Source organism: Flavipsychrobacter stenotrophus (assembly GCF_002954265.1).
In the GTDB taxonomy this organism is placed as follows: Bacteria; Bacteroidota; Bacteroidia; order Chitinophagales; family Chitinophagaceae; genus Flavipsychrobacter; species Flavipsychrobacter stenotrophus.
The window spans coordinates 157724-177962 of the sequence record NZ_PPSL01000003.1; the positions used below are offsets into that span (position 1 = coordinate 157724).

Annotated in this window: 21 protein-coding genes; 6 read left to right on the plus strand and 15 right to left on the minus strand. The window is 41.9% G+C overall.

From position 1 onward, the window contains the following. Positions 1-125: 125 nt before the first annotated feature. Both CJD36_RS10880 and CJD36_RS10885 read left to right on the plus strand, forming a co-directional pair. Complete coding sequence (locus CJD36_RS10880) at positions 126-566, plus strand: GNAT family N-acetyltransferase (protein ID WP_105039200.1); 441 nt, start codon at positions 126-128, stop codon at positions 564-566. A 17-nt stretch (positions 567-583) separates the two neighbouring features. Next, positions 584-1345 carry a hypothetical protein gene (locus CJD36_RS10885; protein WP_105039201.1) on the plus strand — a complete coding sequence of 254 codons (762 nt, stop codon included), beginning with the start codon at positions 584-586 and terminating at the stop codon, positions 1343-1345. Between the two features lie 414 nt (positions 1346-1759). Here the strand turns inward: CJD36_RS10885 and CJD36_RS10890 are convergent, their stop codons facing one another. Together CJD36_RS10890 and CJD36_RS10895 are read right to left on the minus strand one after the other, a co-directional pair. Then, complete coding sequence (locus CJD36_RS10890; protein ID WP_105039202.1) at positions 1760-2638, minus strand: pirin family protein; 879 nt, start codon at positions 2636-2638, stop codon at positions 1760-1762. A gap of 37 nt (positions 2639-2675) precedes the next feature. After that, positions 2676-3197, minus strand: a complete 522-nt coding sequence (locus CJD36_RS10895) for a S41 family peptidase (RefSeq protein WP_240609337.1) — start codon at positions 3195-3197, stop codon at positions 2676-2678. A gap of 148 nt (positions 3198-3345) precedes the next feature. On the opposite strand from CJD36_RS10895, the gene CJD36_RS23410 reads away from it, so the two are divergent. Together CJD36_RS23410 and CJD36_RS10900 are read left to right on the plus strand one after the other, a co-directional pair. Further along, on the plus strand, positions 3346-3510 hold the full coding sequence (locus CJD36_RS23410; protein WP_170067823.1) for a hypothetical protein: 165 nt from the start codon (positions 3346-3348) through the stop codon (positions 3508-3510). Positions 3511-3566: 56 nt separating this feature from the next. Next, on the plus strand, positions 3567-4373 hold the full coding sequence (locus CJD36_RS10900) for a hypothetical protein (RefSeq protein ID WP_105039204.1): 807 nt from the start codon (positions 3567-3569) through the stop codon (positions 4371-4373). Here CJD36_RS10900 and CJD36_RS10905 read toward each other — a convergent pair. The 4 genes from CJD36_RS10905 to CJD36_RS10925 form a co-directional block, all read right to left on the minus strand. Next, positions 4366-5280 carry an IS1595 family transposase gene (locus CJD36_RS10905; RefSeq protein ID WP_161499276.1) on the minus strand — a complete coding sequence of 305 codons (915 nt, stop codon included), beginning with the start codon at positions 5278-5280 and terminating at the stop codon, positions 4366-4368. The genes CJD36_RS10900 and CJD36_RS10905 overlap by 8 nt on opposite strands. 165 nt (positions 5281-5445) lie before the next feature. Further along, positions 5446-6117 carry a hypothetical protein gene (locus CJD36_RS23480; RefSeq protein WP_105039206.1) on the minus strand — a complete coding sequence of 224 codons (672 nt, stop codon included), beginning with the start codon at positions 6115-6117 and terminating at the stop codon, positions 5446-5448. A 568-nt stretch (positions 6118-6685) separates the two neighbouring features. Continuing rightward, positions 6686-7141, minus strand: coding sequence for a hypothetical protein (locus CJD36_RS10915; RefSeq protein WP_105039207.1), 456 nt, complete (start codon positions 7139-7141; stop codon positions 6686-6688). A gap of 1130 nt (positions 7142-8271) precedes the next feature. After that, the gene (locus CJD36_RS10925; RefSeq protein ID WP_105039209.1) at positions 8272-9462 is read right to left on the minus strand and encodes a hypothetical protein; all 1191 of its coding nucleotides are present in this window, start codon (positions 9460-9462) and stop codon (positions 8272-8274) included. Between the two features lie 95 nt (positions 9463-9557). On the opposite strand from CJD36_RS10925, the gene CJD36_RS10930 reads away from it, so the two are divergent. Next, complete coding sequence (locus CJD36_RS10930) at positions 9558-10841, plus strand: M16 family metallopeptidase (protein ID WP_105039210.1); 1284 nt, start codon at positions 9558-9560, stop codon at positions 10839-10841. Positions 10842-10917: 76 nt separating this feature from the next. Here CJD36_RS10930 and CJD36_RS10935 read toward each other — a convergent pair whose 3' ends face one another. The 9 genes from CJD36_RS10935 to CJD36_RS10975 all read right to left on the minus strand — a co-directional run bounded on the left by CJD36_RS10935 (position 10918) and on the right by CJD36_RS10975 (position 19450). After that, the gene (locus CJD36_RS10935; protein ID WP_105039211.1) at positions 10918-11529 is read right to left on the minus strand and encodes a thioredoxin family protein; all 612 of its coding nucleotides are present in this window, start codon (positions 11527-11529) and stop codon (positions 10918-10920) included. Positions 11530-11540: 11 nt separating this feature from the next. Next, entirely contained in the window at positions 11541-13238 is a 1698-nt protein-coding gene (locus CJD36_RS10940) for a multicopper oxidase domain-containing protein (RefSeq protein ID WP_105039212.1), read from the minus strand. 213 nt (positions 13239-13451) lie between these two features. Further along, a complete protein-coding gene (locus CJD36_RS10945; protein WP_105039213.1) occupies positions 13452-13730 on the minus strand; it encodes a hypothetical protein in 279 nt (92 codons plus the stop codon). 171 nt (positions 13731-13901) lie between these two features. Then, positions 13902-14585 (minus strand): hypothetical protein, encoded by a 684-nt coding sequence (locus CJD36_RS10950; protein WP_105039214.1) that lies wholly within the window; start codon positions 14583-14585, stop codon positions 13902-13904. A gap of 14 nt (positions 14586-14599) precedes the next feature. Further along, positions 14600-15787, minus strand: coding sequence for an RHS repeat protein (locus tag CJD36_RS10955; RefSeq protein WP_105039215.1), 1188 nt, complete (start codon positions 15785-15787; stop codon positions 14600-14602). A 188-nt stretch (positions 15788-15975) separates the two neighbouring features. After that, on the minus strand, positions 15976-16392 hold the full coding sequence (locus tag CJD36_RS10960; RefSeq protein ID WP_105039216.1) for a hypothetical protein: 417 nt from the start codon (positions 16390-16392) through the stop codon (positions 15976-15978). A gap of 32 nt (positions 16393-16424) precedes the next feature. Then, positions 16425-17705: a hypothetical protein gene (locus tag CJD36_RS10965; protein WP_105039217.1), complete on the minus strand. Its 1281-nt coding sequence runs from the start codon at positions 17703-17705 to the stop codon at positions 16425-16427. 125 nt (positions 17706-17830) lie between these two features. Next, the gene (locus CJD36_RS10970; protein ID WP_133162598.1) at positions 17831-18241 is read right to left on the minus strand and encodes a hypothetical protein; all 411 of its coding nucleotides are present in this window, start codon (positions 18239-18241) and stop codon (positions 17831-17833) included. A 9-nt stretch (positions 18242-18250) separates the two neighbouring features. Then, a complete protein-coding gene (locus CJD36_RS10975; RefSeq protein ID WP_105039219.1) occupies positions 18251-19450 on the minus strand; it encodes an RHS repeat-associated core domain-containing protein in 1200 nt (399 codons plus the stop codon). Between the two features lie 191 nt (positions 19451-19641). Here CJD36_RS10975 and CJD36_RS10980 point away from each other — a divergent pair, with 191 nt between their 5' ends. Beyond that, positions 19642-20220, plus strand: a complete 579-nt coding sequence (locus CJD36_RS10980; protein WP_133162599.1) for an imm11 family protein — start codon at positions 19642-19644, stop codon at positions 20218-20220. The last annotated feature ends 19 nt before the right edge of the window (positions 20221-20239 follow it).

Here is a 20239-nt window from a genome sequence, read left to right on the forward strand (position 1 = left end):
ATAGGAGCACAATAAAATCTTTAACTTAATGACATTGGCTGAAAGGGCGACATAGTTATAAAGGCTGCTTATTAAAAACATATCGTGGCTAATTCATTGAACCCACGTTAAAATAGATCATACCAATGAACGATATAGTAGTTACAACGGTCACCATACAAGACCCAGAATACAAGGAGATCTGGCAGCTGCGCGAAGATGTACTGCGCAAGCCACTGGGCATGTCTTTGGTCAATGAAGACTTGAGCATGGATAATGAAGACACCATATTTATCGCAAAGCATGAGGATAAAGTGATAGGTTGCCTCATGCTCCATAGCATAAGTGATACCGTCATGAAGTTCCGCCAAATGGCAGTGAGTGAGCAGTGGCAGGGAAAGGGTGTGGGCAGGTTGTTGATGACAGCAGCAGAAACAACTATTGCCGCAAAAGGCTACACAACTATTATGCTGCATGCACGCCAGGTCGTATGCGGTTTCTATGAGTCTTTAGGTTACGATATCACCAGTAGCGCATTCACCGAAGTAGGCATACCCCATGTTATTATGAAGAAGGTATTAGCATAAATCAAACACAGCAGGTTATGGCAGGTTTTATTGAAACATTGAAAGAGAAGAATGCACTCTTGTTTTACTTTAGCCTGTTCTGCTTGGTCGGAGGCCTGGTGTGTGCCATACTCACCAAAACAACATCACTACAGATCATTGGTGTAAGTGCATGGCTTAAGCCTGCAAATTTTTTTGTGTCTATCGCTATCTTTTGCTGGTCTATGGCCTGGTACATGCAGTACCTCGATGATCAGAAAAAAGTAGACCTCTATAACATCATACTCATAGCAGGTATGCTGTACGAGCTGGTAGTAATTACAGGTCAGGCATACCGTGGCCAGCTATCTCACTTCAATGTTACTACTCCGCTCAACGGAATGCTCTTTACACTAATGGGTATTGTCATTACTATTGTCACCCTATGGACAGGCTACATCGGTTATCTCTTCTTTGCGCAGCAGTCATTTTCTATACCTATGACCCTTGTGTGGGGTATACGCCTGGGTATTATTATCTCTGTCATTTTTGCTTTTCAGGGTGGCGTTATGGGCGCTATGCTCCGCCACACTGTGGGCGCTCCCGATGGGGGAGTAGGTATGCCGGTTGTTAATTGGAGCCGCAATAATGGCGACCTCCGCATAGCCCACTTTCTTGGTCTGCATGCCCTGCAGGTAATACCCCTGCTCAGCATGCTGGTCTCAAAAAATGTGAGCTATGTAATAGCTATTGCAATCGGCTACACACTGCTCGTAGTATTCACTCTTGTACAGGCACTACAAGGCAAACCATTATTTTAAAGTGGTTTCTACAAACTCAGATAGCAGGTTCAGAAATGATGACCACAACAGTAGCCCCGAAGGGGCGAAATATAACAGCCGAGGATGAAGCCCTCGGTCAATAAATGCAAAACACAGAGCCCTGACAGGGCGAAATAATTATATAAACCATCAACATAACCCTTAAGTCACCGTCATTGCCCCGTAAGTGCTATGTCATTGACCTAAGCAAAGGAGCAAGCTCTGAAAGAGCGTCCTCAATAGCGTAGGGCGTTTTAGCCCTACGTCAGAAACCTCCGCAACACAAAAGCTCTGAAGGAGCGCAATCAGTATCCTTAAGTCACTGTCATTGCCCTGTAGGTGGCAAAAGGTTTGTAGCAACTAGAACCTTTATTTAAACCGCGAGCCGTAGGTTCGCGCCCAATCGGCATTTTACTACAACCTCGGTTGCGGCAGCGGAACAAATTCGGTCTCTCCCGGCACTGGCGCAAAGGTCTGGTCAAGCCAGTTTTGCTTCGCTTGTTCTATCAGCTCATGACTTGTGGCCACAAAGTTCCAGTAGATAAAACGCTCTTCAGGAAATGGTTCGCCGCCAAATATATAAACAGTACTACCCGCCGCCATAGTAAATGCGCACAACGAATTTTCTTTGGCAACCAATATTCGTTTAGGCTCATATTGTATACCCTCATTTTCTATGCTGCCTGCTAAAATATACATGGCTATTTCACCAAACAATTCATGGCCTATATTCACGGTTTGCTCCTGCTCTGCCTTTAGCTCTAAAAGAAACAACGGGCTCAGCACCGGCACCGGAGATGTGTAGCCAAAAGCCTTGCCGGCCACCAGCTTATACTGTACCCCATTAGCTTCCCATGCGGGTAATTCATCCTTACCGGTAGGGGAGAATGAAGGCTCATCAAGTTCCATTGCCTTGGGCATGGCTACCCATATCTGCAACCCATGCAGATGCTTATCGGTATGCCTCAGGTATTCCGGTGTACGCTCAGAGTGAACAATGCCTTTACCCGCTGTCATCCAGTTTACTTCTCCCGGCATTATCTCTACTTCAGTACCCAAGCTGTCTTTGTGCATAATGCTGCCTTCAAACAAGTAGGTTAGGGTAGAGAGCCCAATATGCGGATGAGGCGGAACATCCATGTTATGATATTCATCCAGTCTTGCCGGCCCCATATGATCAAGGAATATGAATGGACCAACCATTCTCTTTCCTCTGAACGGCAGCAGGCGACCAACCATAAAATTGCCGATATCGGCAGGGCGTTCTTCTATTATCAGGCTGATGTTAGACATGGTACACTATCTTTAAAGTAACAACAACAAAGTTAAGCTATTGCTCTTCTATGATCCTTATTGCTGCTTCCAATTGCTCATCTTTCCGTACTCTTATTCCTTCAAGGGTAGGCCGCACCACCTTGTCTATTTTTACACCAACCCGCTGTGTTTCTCTGCCATCTGGGTAAAGCACACCAATACCTGAGATCATAGTGCTGCCGCCACCCGGTAGATTTATGATAGAAATATCTCCATCCGCACCTGCGGTAGTGTCGCCAACAACAATTGCTCCGGGTGTACTTGCCAAAGCTATCGAAGCGTATTCTGATGCACTTTGCGAGCGTTCATTCACCAATATAACTAGCTTCCCTTTATAATGGCTGCCGGTATCCGTACCATTAATTCCTTTGGTGCCGAATAAGCACATGCCGGGCATATCAACAACCATATTTGTATGTAAACAAAAAGCTGATTTACCTCCTTTAAGCCACCTGCCAAAAATGTATGGCATATATGTTTTGGGGTAGCACCGCATGTCCAATATTAGCCCCTTTGTATTGGCCAGATAGGCTTTCATTGTGTCAAATTGTTCGTCGTGTATTTTCGAAGCATAGATGTAGCCGATATTTCCGGGTAATAATTTAGGTAACTCTTGTCGAGTTGGGACAAGATAGCAATAGATAGTATAGATATTAATGATTAAATTTGTGTTTAAATAATTGAATATGCAGCCAGAAGGAACAGCAGCGATAGGTAGCGTGATAGGCGCAGGTTTAGGATTTGGATTGAGCAAAGGTTTTGGTGCTAATACTGGATTCCTTATAACATTCACTATAGTAGGTGGGTTAATTGGTGCGATTGCAGGAATCCCGTTTTCTAGGTATTCATAATTTGCAATAGAACTTATTATTGTTACTTTTATGCGATAGGACTAAATCTTCTTGTCGTGAAAAAATCTATTGCCATAATCCTATTTATATTGTTCCATTATTCCTCAAATGGGCAATACAAAGAAGTTCCCGTAAATGTATTCATTGGAGGGGATTTATTTTTGAACGGTGCATTTGGCGCATCGAGAGCAACAATTGCGGTGAATCTGCCGACTAATACGGTAAGGTGGTATTATACGATTACTGCATTTAGAAAGAAAGAAGATATTGAAAGGATAAAATCCAACTTTAACTTATTAGGGCAACTCACGAAAATATATGACCGTTCAGGCCTGTCGGCTGCTGCCGTTTCATTGATTACCGCTCCGTCTGGTTCTGACTATTGTAATATCTACTATCTATGTTCTTATAATGATGGGAATATATTCAGAGATAAGCCATTGTCGACTTGTAATTACTTCCCAAACAATTCCGCGAAACACGCGATTACATGGAAGCAGGAAATAACAGACGATAACCTAGTTAGCGGAGTTCAATATATAGGCATTGAAAACCCTTCATTAGCATATGGTATCAATGTGAATATTCAGGTAGTTGCTATAGTACAGGAACCTGTGACCGACAATGGGTGGACAGCGGATTTAAAGCAAGATGTTCATGACGTTGTCAAGCAGATGCTGATTGATAAGGGAGCATTGAACAAGACAACGGATGATAAGTTAGAAGCATTTTTGACGTGCTTTATAGACTATGTTAAGAGAAATTATACGCCAGAGCAGTACAATTCATTGGCTGGATATGAAAAGACAGATGCCATTAAAAACGGATTTTCAGAGTGTAAGCATTTGAGTGGGATTAAATAGCCGCCACGTCTTTTCTAGTTAGCCTATTCCAAGTAAGTCTTTTGCCGTTTGAACGTGTAACAGTATCGGAGAACCTGTTCATGTCTGCTATTGTTCTGCTGTTGTAGCGGTAAGAAAATTCCTTCAAATAACGGTCAAGATGTATTGGCGACATCCAATGATAGATACCGATATACCCACGTTTGAACAAGCTCCAGAATCCTTCAATGTTGTTGGTTGAAAAAGCGTTCTTGGTGTACATCCCTTGCTTGTGATTGACGGCAATGTGGAAGAAGTTGTCGCATACACGGAAGTACCCTGTATGCTCGTCAGTAACGACCATTGAGCCTTTTACGATTACCTTGTCGAGTATCGGCAGTAATGTGTCAGCGGTTCTATCTGGTACGATTTGCGTAACAACAATTCCACCTATTTGCATTGCGCCCATTACGATTGTCTTATCGTCGCTATGCCCACCTTGGCTGTTTTCTTTCTTCTTATCAGCATGGCGATTTTTGTTTTTACCACCTACGAAAGTTTCATCGACGCTCACAACATCAGTCAATAATTTTGGTGTTTCGTCGAAGAACGTTTCTCTAATACGGTGCAGTAAGAACCATGCGTTCTTTTTGTCAACACCCAAATCACGGGCAAGTTGTAGGCTGCTGATTCCTTTTTTGTGAGAGGTAACGAGGTAGATTGCAGCGTACCAAGTGCGGAGTGGCAGTTTTGTGTTTTCAAAGATTGTGCCGACTGTTACGGAGAACTTTTTATGGCATGCTTTGCTTGCGCATTTGTAGCCACGGTTGGTGATATAGATATGGTCGTGACCACAAAAGGGACAAGTGGTGTTGCCGTTCCATCTATGCGTTGCGAGATAGTCTTTACAAACCAGTTCATCCCTGAAATAATCCAATAATTGTGGCAAAGTTTTAAACTGACCGAGCATTTTAGTGTGTTATACCTTATGTATTCCAACTTCCGTGTCAATTATTCTATTTTAATTGGAATTTTAAAGAAATAAATTACAGTTTTTGTGACAAAAGAAAAGCCACTCATTTTGAGTGGCTTTTAATAGTGTAATACAGTGTGCTTACTTGTTATCGTATTCGGCTTGTACAGCCATAACCTGATTGTAGTCGTTCCAATTTGTGTTCGGGTGTGCTGCCTTTGCTGACCCGCTTATAGTTACAATTTTCAGTGTTTTATTCGTAGTCCATACCGCATTTGTCCCATCATTCCAATAGAACCTGATACCAAAACTGCCGACTTGCATCCAATCAAGGCTTACTGTATACGTTTGTGTAGCAGTAGGCGACCACACATACGGCATAGCATACCATGTTGTTGTACTAGTGGCAGGGTCTTGCCAAAATGCCGCAACCATGCCATAGTTTATAACAGCAGAAGTGATATTTGCGCATGTAGCATTAGCCCCATTATAGAAATTTGGCGAACCTAACCACGTCCAAGTTGTTGGCGCTATGGTATACGTCGTTGTATGTACGTTTGTGTTACCTGCGGCTCCCGTAGCCCCCGTAGCTCCGACCGCACCTTGCGCTCCAGTCGAGCCTGTTGCCCCAGTCGCACCCATTGGCCCTTGATTGCCTTGTGCGCCCTGCGCTCCATTTGTACCGTTCGTACCATTAGTACCTGCTGCACCCGTGTCGCCTTTATCCCCCTTTACGCAACTGCCTAGAGTTGAGATTAGCAGAAGTCCTGCGATTGTAAGTGTTGCTCCTAAAGCTGTCTTGATTTGTTTCATTGTTTGGAGATTTGATGTTTATTAAATTGTTGAAATAAAATAGCGTAACTGAACAGTTCTCTCGCTACATCAGGCTCTCCAAAGCCCACAATGCAAAAGACATCAGTTACGCCATATAGTGGCGTAATTATATCCTTTGAGTGCATTGCTTTTTGAATTTTGGAGATTCGATGTAGCCCTCGCTGTATATACTACGTGAGTATGTTATGTTGTACCTTTTTGCTCTTTACATAGGCATCCCTTTTTGCGGTAAATATAATACGTTTACAATTGTTTCAGTGCGTTTTCTGAAGCAATATATGTGCCAGAAACACTAGGGATAGTGTTTTTATCCTTGGGATAATAAATCAAGTAGGTACGATATATTGTGTGCTTGGCAACATGCATAGGGATTATCACGTATCTTTACAACGTGCCATGGCATCATCTTTATTCCTTGATTAGGTTAAATCAAATGAAATGAACAAGACAGATATTGTAGTATTAATCGTAGTGGGGTTCGTTTTCTTTTCTTTACTTGTTGCGGCTATTTTGAATACCATCCAAATGAACAAACGCAATAGGGAGCTTACTCGTTCTCGTTCTTAGATGCCTTAAGAAATGTACTTACTGCGTCCGTTACCGTAAGCGTGATAATCATTGTCAATAATATCTGGCATGTTTCCTTCCCTATAATTCCGCTACTTCCTAGGAAATATATAACACCTCCCCCAACAAGAATAAACGCCAGACTATATAGCTTTTGCCACATATTTAGATTGGTCAAGAATGCATGGAATTTTTCCTGACTTTCAACTTCCAATTTCTCTAATTTCTCTGCCTTCTCGCTATAATTCAATAAAACCTGTTGGATTGCGGGATTATTCATGCCCTCTGATATTAGGTGCTTAATTGTCTCTGCCCACATTTCTGATGTCTTATCAATGCCAGACGGCAATGATAAGATAATCTCATTCGCTTGCTCTTCCGTAAGCCCCTTAGCCAATAATTGCTGCTTAAAATAAAATGCTTGTTCGGGTGTCATAGGGGAATTTTGCTGCAAAATAATAAAAGCTAACCAATTGATTATCTTTTATTAAATCTTTCCTTCGTATTGTATAACGAATGGGTAATTTAATTTCGGTGTAGTTTTTATCTTTACCAGACATTCATCATATTTGAAAGCAAATGAGTTCAACTATTAATGCCAACAATAACGCGAAAGGGATAGAGTTGGAGGAGTTGTTTTGTGATTACATGAGAAAGGAATTGGGCTACCACAAGGCACGAACCAGAGCGCAAGTTGTATCTGATTTCAATAGTCGAGGCATTAATGTAGATGTGATAGCCGAAGTGAGGAATAAGCGGTATGAATACATGAAAATAGTGTCAATAATCCTTTACGCAGTTTTTGTTGCATATACACTTCTTGTTTTATTCTTAGCAGGTGATTCGACAGTGCCTAGTGAATATGTGTATGGATTTTGGGTGTTTTCTGTTTTAGCTTGCATATTTGCGACCATACTTTTAGTGCGGTATCAAGACAACATAATTCAACATGGGTGGGCAGAGTGCAAGAATCAACAGGAGAGCATAAGTACAGAACTTATGCAATTGGCAATCGTTAGATTCAACTCGTATCAGAATACTAAGAACAAAGAATATATTTTCACGAACTTATACTTTGTATGCACGGGTTCTTTCTCGGAAGGGGCATTAAAACTAGCACAGGATAAAAATGTCAAATGTTATAAACTAGAATGTGGTAACTTTGTGGAGGTCACTTATTGGTGACTTTTAAACGAACTAAAAAGGTGTTATGGAAGAAAAGGTGTACACGATTAAAGATATTAAAAGAGTAAAGTATATTTCAGCATTAAGCGGTCTCACGTTGGGATTTGGGTTATGCCTGATAATATTCAACGGCAAAATCATACCTAGCGTAAAAGGATTTGGTGATGGCGACTGATAAGAAAAATAAAACGGGAAAAGTTAAAAAGGCGAGCAAGTACGAAGTGGTATTTCCTCCGATTGACCTGACGTTTGAGGAAGCGATGAAGAAGATTGTGATTGACGCAAATGAGAAAACGAAGCGGAAGCCAAAGTCTACTTCGTAAATTAAAAATTACTCTAATTTATTTCCCTCCCTATATCCTTGTCCCAACTCGACAAGAGTTACCATAATTTATATCCGGTATCGCTGGTAAATATATTATCCAGCCAGATCTTTGCTGTAAAAGGCAAAGTAGGCAGACGCACAACACGCAATGTATCATCAGCATATCTGACAGGAAGGTCTATCCACGGGTTTTGTGTTACAAATAAGGCTCCTGTGGGTCTTGAGATATAGGTCCGGAACGCAGTGTAATTTGATGCGCTGATCCCCGGCCTGTATTTTATCTCGAGCGAATCAATGGTAACCCCGTCTATTTGTTCAATCACAGCCCCTGGTCGTATCAGTTTGCTTACACCAAATTTGTCGTGGCAGTTGGTGACAACCAGTTTATTTTCGGCATACATTGTGGTTATAGGGGTATAGTACCCTTTATTTACACCATTTACAGATCTTGACCCTCTTACAGTTATTGCGTGGCCGTCGGTGATCTTAGCTGCAATTCGTCGGAGCGCCTTGTAATAGCCGGCAGTATCATCATGTTGACAGAAGGAGGGTATAGTTTTGGTAAGCTCGTTATTCCAGTTTACCGACATAAGATGCCTGTCCGGGTAAAAATACTGTATTGCATTCCAGTACCTGAATAAGGATAGTATGCGCATGCCCGCGTCGTTAAGATCCATATTATCATACGGGCGCTCATTCCTGAAAATGGGATTATTAATAAAGGCTGTCAGGGCAATGTAATAGTGCCCGTCTTTAGCGTTGCGGTGAGTTCTGATAAAGTCTAATTTGGCAATCATGGAAGTGCTGAAATTCCCTTCCTTGAAAAGGTGGCCATAATCAGGATAGAACTTAACCTTTATTGAGTCATAAGTTTTGTCAGTACCTCTGGGAACGCCAAAATGGTCTACCCATTTTTCCATTACGGCATTTGCTCCAGCTTTGTCAGGCGCGGCAAGTACTTCCGGTAAAATCCGAAACAGCTCTGCATCCATATTATACTTTCCCGCAGCCACATTGGCGTGGTAGTATTTTATAAATCCCCACAGCATACCTAAGTTGGTAACATTGGTTATCCTATTGCTGTCGAGTGTAATAGTTGGTGTCCCGGAGCTCTTATTAAATGCCGTGTCTGTATCTGCCGGGTAAGAAGTCTGGCAGTGAGCGGAAAGACAATAGGTGATCAAAACAATTAATAACGCGAATCTGGAAAACCTGATCATAGCAAATGTGGTATTATACAGTGACATTTCACACAAGATATTAATTTTATAAATCTACAGATATCAATTTATACGCCGCATAGCTTTTGTTAGAGTACTATCTTTGGTGAAAAGAAAGATAGATGACTCTTGACAGAACAAAACCACCGGTAATACACGACGCCGTGGAATTCGATTATAAATTACCACCTCTTAATACTACCACGCTTGACAATGGCCTGCCGCTCTATTGGGTTGATGCCGGTGTGCAGGATGTGGTGCAGATCGATTGGGTGTTCCCCGCAGGCTTGTGGTTTGAACAGAAAGAAGCAGTAGCGCATGCTACAGCAGGTTTATTAAAGAACGGAACTTCAAAACATACCTCTGAGCAAATAAGTGAAGCACTGGAGTTTTATGGTGCACAGCTGAAAACAAGCGCGGGCAATGACTTTGCAACCGTTACCCTTTACTCACTTACCAAACACCTGCCGGCATTACTGCCAATGGTGCTGGAGATACTTACCGAAGCTACTTACCCAGAGCATGAAGTGGAGATCTACAAGCGTAATGTTACCCAGCGCTTGCTGGTAAACCTGCGTCAGTGCGAGTTTGTAGCCAATCAGCGTATAGACGCATTGTTGTTTGGTGAGCATCACCCTTATGGAAGGTTCACAAAACAAGCTACTATAGATGCTATTAATCGGGAAGATCTGCTGGCATACTACAAGGGGCACTATTCATTGGCCAATGTGCGCATGTTTATGGCGGGCAAGGTGAGCGTTGCCGATGTAAAGCATCTTAACGAGGTCTTCGGTGCAGCACCAATAGTGGCTACACCGGTTGCTCCCGTAGCATTTGACCATGTTCAGCGTAGCGAGCGCGTGCAGCGCATAAGCAATGAACCCAATGGTGTGCAGGGGGCTATTCGTATTGGCCGTCTGTTTCCTAATCGCCACCACCCCGACTATACCCCAATGGTGGTATTGAATACATTGTTTGGTGGTTATTTCGGGTCAAGATTGATGAGCAATATCCGCGAGGACAAGGGCTATACCTATGGTATACATAGTTCATTGGGTCCGGAGGTAAATGGCGGATCATTGGTAATAGGCACAGAAACCGGTCGCGACGTAACCGAAGCTGCTGTTATAGAGGTATATAAAGAAATGGAATTGCTCTGCAACGAGCCTGCTGATGAAGAGGAACTCTTGCTGGTAAAGAACTACCTGCTGGGTGGCATACTCGGAGATCTGGATGGTCCTTTCTCTATACTACAGCGCTGGCGCACACTTATCCTCAACGGATTTACCGAAGAGCAGTTCAACAGGAATATTAACATCTACAAAAACATTACTACTGCCGAATTACAGGCACTTGCAAAGAAGTATTTTGTAAAGGAAGAGTTTTATGAGATAGTGGTTATATAATAGCCGGGAAATACATTAAACAAGAAAGGCGCCACAACTGTGAGCGCCTTTCTTGTTCGAATATTATCTCTTCCCTTTACTTCCTCATATTTATCTGGCACCCTATCGATTTTGTCTCAGGTATATTTACCCGCCGACCGTCAAGCAGTTCGTCAACTGCATTAGCTACATATCGGCGGGTTACCTTTTCTGGCTCTGCTCCGTTATCATCTATCGCTCCGTTATACTTTACTACATAGCGGCCATTCTCTTTCCAGATCACGTACGCATGAGGTGTTTTCTGTGCTCCGAAATTGCGTGCGACCGTTTGCATGTCATCCATCAGGTAGGGAAAGTTGAAGTGCTCATCGCGGGCTTTGGCTACCATCTTGTCATAGCTGTCGCCCTCATACACCACAGTATCTGTAGAGCTGATGGCTATGACCGGCACTCCCAGCGCCTTGTATTTAGCATTCAACTCATTGAGCCTGGGCGGGTATAACTTTGCAAATGGGCAATGATTACAGGTAAAAACAATGATAAAGCCCTTTGCTTCAGGATAGTCTTTCAGCGAGATCGATCTCCCATCCACACTCTTCAGCCTGAAGTCGGCCACCTCCTTCTCTTTCACTTGCCCGAAACCTGAACCCAATACCAGCATTGTTGCCAAAAGCAATACCTGTCCCGTCCTCGTTACCATCTTGTTCATCGTCACTTCAATTACTCTTTAATGAACTTTTTGGTAATGGTGGTCTTTGTCTGTTCGTCGGTGAGCTGCACAAAATATACTCCCGGCGCATAGTTAGATATATCTATACCGCCATTCAATTGCGGACGAGGCAACATGCACAATGTGCGACCCACAGAATTAGTAATCGTTACATAATACACTTGCATAGCAGGATCACTAAAGTTGAAATACAGTCGCATGCTTGCAGGATTAGGATAAACCGAGTAGTCTCCGGCAGGCTTTTCCGTATTGTTCACTCCCGTGTGATCCACCACCACAAACTGCTGCATCATGCCACCATCTTCATGTGGTGCAAAATGGCAGTGATACATAAACGGATGAATAGCATCGGCATAGTCGTCAAACTTAGCCACGAAACTAACCGTGTCATTTACCTGCAGGTAGTAAGTGTCCTTCCAGCCGCTTTCATAGGCACCTACAGGGTGTGAGCTGCGCGATACTATCTTGAACTCTACATCATGGATATGGAACGCATGCCCGAATACATTATTATTGATCACGGTCCACTTTTCAGTAGTACCCAGAACTACTGTCTTATTTATAGTGTTGAAGTCGAAAAGAACATGGTCGAACTGAAACGGAGCGCCGCCGGGTCCGGGTGTTCCGTCTGTTACCAGCAGCGTTCTTGTCACTGTAGCATCTGCTGCCGTAGGATAGGTGTTTGTAACTAATGCTGTCGGCACTGATGTAATAGGGCTAGCTGTAGTAGCACCAACAACTATATGCAGCACGTTGAAGTTGCGATTGTTGAGCAAACTGCCAAACGGACCGGTTGTATTGGGCTCGCCGCCACCAAAACCAAACTCCTGACCTGCATTGTAGGCCATCAACTCCACAGAACTACCCAAGGCATCACTACCCAGATTCACCATTATCTCTGCGCGCTCACCTACACTCAGTTTTATGCGGGTGGCACTTACCGGTGCATCCAGTAGGCCACCATCATTAGCTATGATGTAGAATGTTCTGTTGTCGCTGAAAACCAGATTATAAGCGCGCTCCATTTCGGCGTTCAGTAATCTTAAACGCACATATTGTTTAGGCAGTGTTGTCTGCGGATGCAGGGTACCGTTTACCACACAAGTATCGCCATAATGGCGGTTGACATAGACAAGGGCGTTAGTCGCATCGAAACTGCGACTGGTAAGTGCCAGTGGTATATCATCAATTCCGTAAGTGCGGGGCAGTGCCAACGCAGCCTCGGCGGCATCTCTTACTATTATGAAGCCACCAAGACCCATCGTCATCTGCTGTTCGCTCATAGTATGCAGGTGCGGGTGATACCAGTAAGTAGCCGCCTGATTCTTTACCAACCAATAGGGCTGCCACAATGTGCCCGGAGGAATGATCTGGTGCGGACCACCATCCATTACTGCCGGAAGGTGCATACCATGCCAGTGTAGCGTAGTACTGTCGTTCATGTAGCTCTGCACATTCATGTGCACGGTATCTCCCTGTCTGAAAATGAGCGTTGGCCCCCAGAAATTACCATTGATGCCCCCGGTAATGGTCTGATTGCCCGGCAAAAACTGCTTGAAGGTATCTCTCAGAGCCAGATTAAACGTTGTACCTGAAATAGTATCGGGAATGATCAACGGGTTATACTGAGCTACGGCTATGTGGCCACATAATACCACCAGGGCGGCAATTAATAATTTTCTGCGCATCTTATTTGTCTTTTATGGTCTTTATCAACACGTTAGACGACACAACTCTGGCAATCCTTCTGGCAAAGGCAAATAGAGTGCAGCATTTAAAAGTCAACTCGCTTTGTATGATACAAACGTAAAATGCCATATCCCTAAAATGCAAAAAGCCTCACATTTCTGTGAAGCTTTTGCGGAAAATTTGTACCCTCTCGTTCTGAAATAATTAACAAGTTAGAAAAGATATATTCTCCAGAAGGAGTCAAACGGAAGTACAGCATTGCCGTCGGGCCATACTATGTGCCTGAGCGAATGCACCGGCATTACCCTTGTAAAGGACACATTGGTGGTTCGGGTAATGGTGTCTTCCATATGCCTGCCGGGCATAAGCATACCAAAGGGGTAATAGTCGCTCTGAAATTGCAGTACAGGGTTGTAGGCTACAATAGTATATGGGTCGTTGATCAGCTTACGTGCTTTGCTTTCACGTGCATCGCTTACCTTGGCCAGCACATCGCCCAGGTGGTCGGTTAGCTCATATTGCTTCAGTCCGCGGGTGCCATTACGCCTCGTCTCTGTCTACTGCAACAATGGTGCATGTCAGGACATTTTTACTGCATGGAAGGAGCAAGACACATATAACGGCCTATACGGGCATCATAGCTTCGCATCCCTGCTGTCCTATTACTCCTCAACTAATTTTGTAACATTACCTTTTTCACCAAAATCATTGATGATTTTATGTAGTATTAACCCATAAAATTCCACATCATACGAAAAGGGAAACTTATCTTTTCTGGCTTTCCATTCTGAACTTATCATCCCAACAATTCTATCATAATTCGGCGAATTTATTATTTTTGATATTACAACTGCAGTTATCATATCCAGATATTTAAAAGTTGACTTCCCATAATACATATCGGTCTGGCAAATAAGTACATTAAGTATATTTTCTAATTTACCATACTTTTCAGTTAGTATATGTAAATCAATTTCAATAAATTTGTCGTATATATTTTTTATTATACTATTTAAGCCGTCTTTATCATAAAAAACTATTGAATTTCCAAGAGGTGGATTAAGTAAATCAAATAGGAAAAATTTAAGGGTATGTAAACTCTGGTTTTTTTTATCGTCGATATTCAGATATTTGCCAACTATCTTTTTTACTTGAGAGTCAATTACTGAAAAAGAAAGATAAGTATGTAGCTCAGGTCCTAGTTTCCAAAAATCAATTATAACCTCGAATCTAACTGAACCATTTTGTTTTGTCCATTTTTTAGGGGATATTTTTTTATAACCATTCACGATGAACTTATGATCTAAAAGATCATGAACTACACTTAAGCAATCATTTATTTTCATATGCTATTTTTAAATTATGGGAATACAATTACTGGATCGACGAATGTAGGAGGAACTTCAAAAATAGGAGTTGGTACTGGTGTAGGGTTAACTGGATTAATAAGAGGTACTATTGGCATTAGAGTTTCCTGATCTTTCATCCCAGAACCATTGTTTTGATTATTTTTATTGGAATTTTCTTTTTGCGTTTGACTTATTTTTTTTCCTAGTACAACTATCTCATCACTTCCCTTTGAGTTTGGGTTAGGTGTTATTTTTTCGACTATTAATTCGCCGTTATCGGATATGCGTACAACCACGTTACCAGCAACTCTGAGTTTACCGTTCACTGGGGTACCTCCATTTGGTTTAGCACTTCTCATTTCTGTTAAATCGCCATTTTCGATAGATTTATCAAATGTTAATTGATTTGTTGATGAACGTCCTCCACCCGTTTTAACGTCTATAGTATACACATTATCTGTTGATTGACTTCTTAGTAGAAAATCTACCCGTGTATTAAATGCTTTGCTAGTGCCTGCTGGGCGAATAGTAATTTGTTCATAAATATCCCAACCTTTCACCAATTGTACCCTGCTACGCACGAACATTTCTCCATTTGCGCCTTTAGTCGCATTAGCAGGGAAACCTTCAAGACCATCCAAATCAATATTCATTATAGGATTATTACTTGCGAATTGGTATGGAGTGAGCATCGGATATTTTGCCGTCAACGGATCAACTGTTCTAAACCGCGCGATTCTCGTATCGTATTGTCTAAAACCATAATCATAACTATTCCCCTTCCCAGCCCACTCATTATCCTTATACTTACCATTAAACCCATACCTATAACTCTCCCCATTGCACACCCTTGAGACCACACTTTGTGGTACGTAGGTGTAGTGCGGTACTCTTATGGCAGAGATATTGATATTATTATCGTTGCCCGCATTATCGAGGGTTATATGCAGGCTGGTGCCATGGCCGCCACCGCTGTAGTGTATTTTTATGGTGCCGTTGTTATCTCCGCTACTTATTACCACGTTGCCCAGGTTTTTGCCGGTGCTATCGTCTACCACGCTTACGTTAAATACACCATCGCGTACCGTGGCCGTTACCAGCACATCACCATCAGCAGGGTTTCCAGGGCCAGGGCCGCCTACCGGGTCGTCACCACCATCGCCCATAGGCCAGCTTACACCTGTGCCGGTGCTGATCATTTGCTGTCTGTGCCGTTTGCTGTCGCTTCGGCTTTATGGTTTTGCTATTCGGCAAAGCCCTTGTATTTTCAGCAGCATAAACAGGTGCGCCAATTGCAGCCAGCAGCAACAAAAAAGTAGCTTTTGCTATCGGGAGATCTGTGTTTCGATTAATGATAGGCAAAGATTATTAAGGGTTATTAAGGATGCTAACTATAGTAGTCTTTTTCAAAAATTATTACTGAAGTAATCGTATCATCTTCTTCATCACCGCATATGCCAATACCATGCTCATAAGACTTAAAGCCCATGTCTGTTTCCAATTTTGGATCAATTTTTTCAAATAATTCTTTGAGTGCTTTAAAAGATGAATGAAAAATGTCATTATCCTTGAAAAGTACTTTGCCTTGATAAAATTCAACAGCGCCTAAATGCCCATTTCTATCATATAGTACCTTAATGTCACTATCAGGGAAGTAATCGTATAGTTCAACAATATCTTCAAACACATATTCTCCATCCATAATGCGCCCCCCTATTTTATTTCTGATTTGTTCTCTACTGTCTGAAAACAGGATATCTCCAACACTTTGAAATGGAACTATATCGTATGATTTATCTTTCATGCGCTTTTCTTATTTTCCTTGTAAAATAGGAACTATTTTTTTAATATACACGGATCTCGCTTGCTCAATTGAATGTTATACTTATCTCCATAAGTACTTCTAATTCTGTTAGCATTTAAGTCAAATGCATCAATATATTTTCCTTGAGACAATAATTCACCCTCCGCTTTTCGGAATGCTTCAGCAGCCTTACCGCCGCCTGTTGAAATAAACGCTCGATGCTCCTCAAATATCATTTCGATTGCCGAAGCATTCTGCTTACTTATTTTTGCTCCTGCTCTTGTGTAAGCATTCATGGAAGGCATATGATTTCTTTCAATTTGCCCAGCTTTACGCTCCAAACTTTTATATGCGCCTCCGGCAAATTTTCTTGTTGCTCCAACACCTGCTACATTTGCTCCAAATTCCGCAACATCTGCTACGTCTTGTGTTTGAGTATTATTTGTTCCTGTTTCTGCATCCCTGTCACGATTGCTAATATCCTTCCATCGTTGAAAAGGACCTGTTCCTCCAAATTGGAAAATATACTTCAAATCATCCTTAATCTTTGTCGAATTTGCATTTTCCTTGTTTACCCCATAGTTATAAGCCGAGGCTGGCTTCATTGCTGAGGGGCTATCTAATAACACATCACTTCTGAATATCGGATTATTTCCAAATGTAGCGTATTGGCTTTCCCGACCATTAGGTTTAGGGTCCAGGTTCCATCTTGTGCCAGTTCTCGTATCTAATTCGCCAAATAATGCTGTATTATGATTACCTTTCCCAGCTATCTCATTGACCTTCATCTGCCCATTAAACCCATACCTATAACTCTTCCCGTTACATACCCTTGAGACTACACTTTGTGGTACGTAGGTGTAGTGCGGTACTCTTATGGCGGAGATACTGATATTGTTATCGTTGCCCGCATTATCGAGGGTTACATGCAGGCTGGTGCCATGGCCGCCACCGCTATAGTGTATCTTTATGGTGCCATTGTTGTCGCCGCTACTTATCACCACATTGCCAAGATTTTTGCCGGTGCTATCGTCTACCACGCTTACGTTGAACACGCCATCCCTTACCGTGGCTGTTACTAGTACATCTCCATCCGCAGGGTTACCGGTGCCGCCTACCGGGTCATCGCCACCATCGCCCATAGGCCAGCTTACACCTGTGCCCGTGCCAGCTCCCGCTTCATCCATGTGTATAAGAATACCACCGTTGTCTGATGGAGTAACCGAAGGATCGCTACCACCTGAGTTCATCATTCGCGGATGATCAACATCAAGCAGCACCATACTTACAACTGTTACCATCTCTGTAAGCATGGTGGTAGCCCTTGTTGTTGTTAATATAATCTTATTACGTTTTTACATTTATTGATCTGTTAATAGCCTATACATTTATTTTTTCGCGCCAACATATTGAGCACAGTACCATCATATTAAATATACTATCTACTCAACTCAGCGAAAACCAGCGGGAAAACTTTACTCAGATCTTGAAATTCATACTTTTTAATTGGTGTATAGTCGAAACCAGAACTTATATTAATCATAATTTTTTGTTTGTCATTAGGTGAGCAATTATGGACAACCCTGCAAAATTTCTGCTCCCCAATTTTATCAACAATTGATATTATTTGACTACCATTTTCCGAAATAAGCCCTCCATCTAGCATCAGGGTTGATATAAGTAGTATTGATATACTGTCGCCCTTCCATGCATTTGTAAGGGATCGATCGTAGTCAATTTTGTGTAAAGATGCCCTGTATCGCAAATCTTTCGAAACGCTCTCTACTCTTTTCGTGCATGAAAGAAAAGTTACAAGAAGAGATAACCCAAGTAATACAATGCTTTTCATAATATACATTTACTTTTTCTTTATTTCAGACTGTGCATCAGGAATGTTATCCTTACCAATAACCTTAAGTTCTCCAAATTTCCATTTACTAAGGAAAGGTACAAATTTTTCAATTTTGTAATTGTCTGGCACTTTCTCCTTTGATGTGTTGGAAATAATTTGGTCTACTACCTGCATTTCCTCTATTCGATCTGAGGTACCGGACGCGTTAACCGTTATGCAGCCGTGACTGTGGACACCTCTATGCAACCTGAAGTTACCTCGAGGGTTGCCATCAGGATCTACAGTTTTGCCATCATCGAGTTGATTATTGTATCGACTTTTGTCGACAGGGTCTAAATCGAACCATAGATCCTTCTTTCCAGCATTCGATGTAATGTCGTACATGCCATTTGGGATAGGTAGTTCTCTAGGATCGGTGACTGGATGTCTTTCTGCCTTGTTGTTGCCGGCACCAAGTCCTCCAGAAAACACATCATGTACCACCAGTATTTGATTATGAGTTTGTACCCCATTGTCATCTTTTATACCACCAATCTTGTATTCTTTCGCATTGACAATCTTAATCGGTAAGTCTTTTTTCCATTGATCCATGTCTGCTACAAACAGCGACCTAGTCGTTTTATCATACACGGCGTAAGCTTTTTCGCCATTCCTATCAACTGCAACGGTTGGCATATCAGCAGCGAAAATATATGCACTTCGGTTATAGGCGTCCTTAAATAGAGGATCTATGCTTGTAAACCTCGCAATTCTACTATCATAGTTCCTCGCTCCAAAATCAAGGTGATTTCCCTTTCCAGCCCACTCATTATCCTTATACTTACCATTAAACCCATACCTATAGCTTTCGCCATTACATACCCTTGATACTACACTTTGTGGTACGTAGGTGTAGTGCGGTACTCTTATGGCAGAGATACTGATATTATTATCGTTGCCCGCATTATCGAGGGTTACATGCAAGCTGGTGCCATGGCCACCACCACTGTAGTGTATTTTTATGATGCCATTGTTGTCACCGCTACTTATTACCACGTTGCCCAGATTTTTGCCGGTGCTATCGTCTACCACGCTTACATTAAATACGCCATCCCTTACCGTAGCTGTTACCAGCACATCACCGTCTGCAGGATTACCAGGGCCGCCTACCGGGTCACCGCCACCATCGCCCATCGGCCAGCTTACACCTGTGCCGGTGCTGATCATTTGCTGTTTGTGCCGTTTGCTTTCGCTTCGGCTTTAAGGTTTTGCTCATAGCTATCGCGTACAAATAGTTAGTAAGAAGTTAGGCAGTTTAATATTATCTAATATTCACTAATTTTGCAATTATGTATTACATCATGAAATGTTCTATAGAAAGTAAGATAATTGGTACTACATTTCCGCAAATTCACACAATGAACGCAGGCTACAATTATGTCAGTGAATTTTCAGTGTCTAAATTGAGTAGATGTTATGATCGTCTTCCTGCTTTTATCCCGGACTTAGATAGTTTCATTTTGAGTAGCAAAGCACTACTAACAGACATATTAAGTACGTCTCTAATAAATAGAGGTTTAATTGTTAGCAATAGGGTTAAAGAAATATTGGAGAAATGTTTACTGCCAGAACACGCGTTTTTCCCAATTGGTTTATACTATAAAAATGAACGCATTGAGAATTATTTTTGGTTCCATTTAATATCTGATTTTGTAGATAACATTGATTTCGAAAAGTCTACATTCTATTTAAAAGACTACAATATCGACGAAGCAATAACTATAAACTCTGAAGTGGAATTACGTAAAATTATGAAAACTAAAAGTATAACCGCTAACATAAAATCTGACAATGTAGTATTGAAAAATAAAATCAATTTTGATTTATTTAAAATCGGCACATTCGACATCAATATCTATATCTCTGATAAATTAAAAAACGTATTTAACGAGCAACAAATTACTGGGATTCAAATATTACCAAGTCAACTATATTAATTCAAAATTACTACGCAAG

Excerpts from the sequence above, each read along its gene's own strand:
- CJD36_RS23480 (WP_105039206.1), bottom strand. The coding sequence starts at position 6,117 with ATGAAACAAATCAAGACAGCTTTAGGAGCAACACTTACAATCGCAGGA.
- CJD36_RS10940 (WP_105039212.1), bottom strand. The coding sequence starts at position 13,238 with ATGCGCAGAAAATTATTAATTGCCGCCCTGGTGGTATTATGTGGCCAC.
- CJD36_RS10895 (WP_240609337.1), bottom strand. The coding sequence starts at position 3,197 with ATGAAAGCCTATCTGGCCAATACAAAGGGGCTAATATTGGACATGCGG.
- CJD36_RS10935 (WP_105039211.1), bottom strand. The coding sequence starts at position 11,529 with ATGAACAAGATGGTAACGAGGACGGGACAGGTATTGCTTTTGGCAACA.
- CJD36_RS10925 (WP_105039209.1), bottom strand. The coding sequence starts at position 9,462 with ATGTCACTGTATAATACCACATTTGCTATGATCAGGTTTTCCAGATTC.
- CJD36_RS10930 (WP_105039210.1), top strand. The coding sequence starts at position 9,558 with ATGACTCTTGACAGAACAAAACCACCGGTAATACACGACGCCGTGGAA.
- CJD36_RS10955 (WP_105039215.1), bottom strand. The coding sequence starts at position 15,787 with ATGATCAGCACCGGCACAGGTGTAAGCTGGCCTATGGGCGATGGTGGT.
- CJD36_RS23410 (WP_170067823.1), top strand. The coding sequence starts at position 3,346 with ATGCAGCCAGAAGGAACAGCAGCGATAGGTAGCGTGATAGGCGCAGGT.
- CJD36_RS10980 (WP_133162599.1), top strand. The coding sequence starts at position 19,642 with ATGAACGCAGGCTACAATTATGTCAGTGAATTTTCAGTGTCTAAATTG.
- CJD36_RS10885 (WP_105039201.1), top strand. The coding sequence starts at position 584 with ATGGCAGGTTTTATTGAAACATTGAAAGAGAAGAATGCACTCTTGTTT.
- CJD36_RS10890 (WP_105039202.1), bottom strand. The coding sequence starts at position 2,638 with ATGTCTAACATCAGCCTGATAATAGAAGAACGCCCTGCCGATATCGGC.
- CJD36_RS10915 (WP_105039207.1), bottom strand. The coding sequence starts at position 7,141 with ATGACACCCGAACAAGCATTTTATTTTAAGCAGCAATTATTGGCTAAG.
- CJD36_RS10960 (WP_105039216.1), bottom strand. The coding sequence starts at position 16,392 with ATGAAAGATAAATCATACGATATAGTTCCATTTCAAAGTGTTGGAGAT.
- CJD36_RS10880 (WP_105039200.1), top strand. The coding sequence starts at position 126 with ATGAACGATATAGTAGTTACAACGGTCACCATACAAGACCCAGAATAC.
- CJD36_RS10950 (WP_105039214.1), bottom strand. The coding sequence starts at position 14,585 with ATGAAAATAAATGATTGCTTAAGTGTAGTTCATGATCTTTTAGATCAT.
- CJD36_RS10975 (WP_105039219.1), bottom strand. The coding sequence starts at position 19,450 with ATGATCAGCACCGGCACAGGTGTAAGCTGGCCGATGGGCGATGGTGGC.
- CJD36_RS10965 (WP_105039217.1), bottom strand. The coding sequence starts at position 17,705 with ATGCTTACAGAGATGGTAACAGTTGTAAGTATGGTGCTGCTTGATGTT.
- CJD36_RS10970 (WP_133162598.1), bottom strand. The coding sequence starts at position 18,241 with ATGAAAAGCATTGTATTACTTGGGTTATCTCTTCTTGTAACTTTTCTT.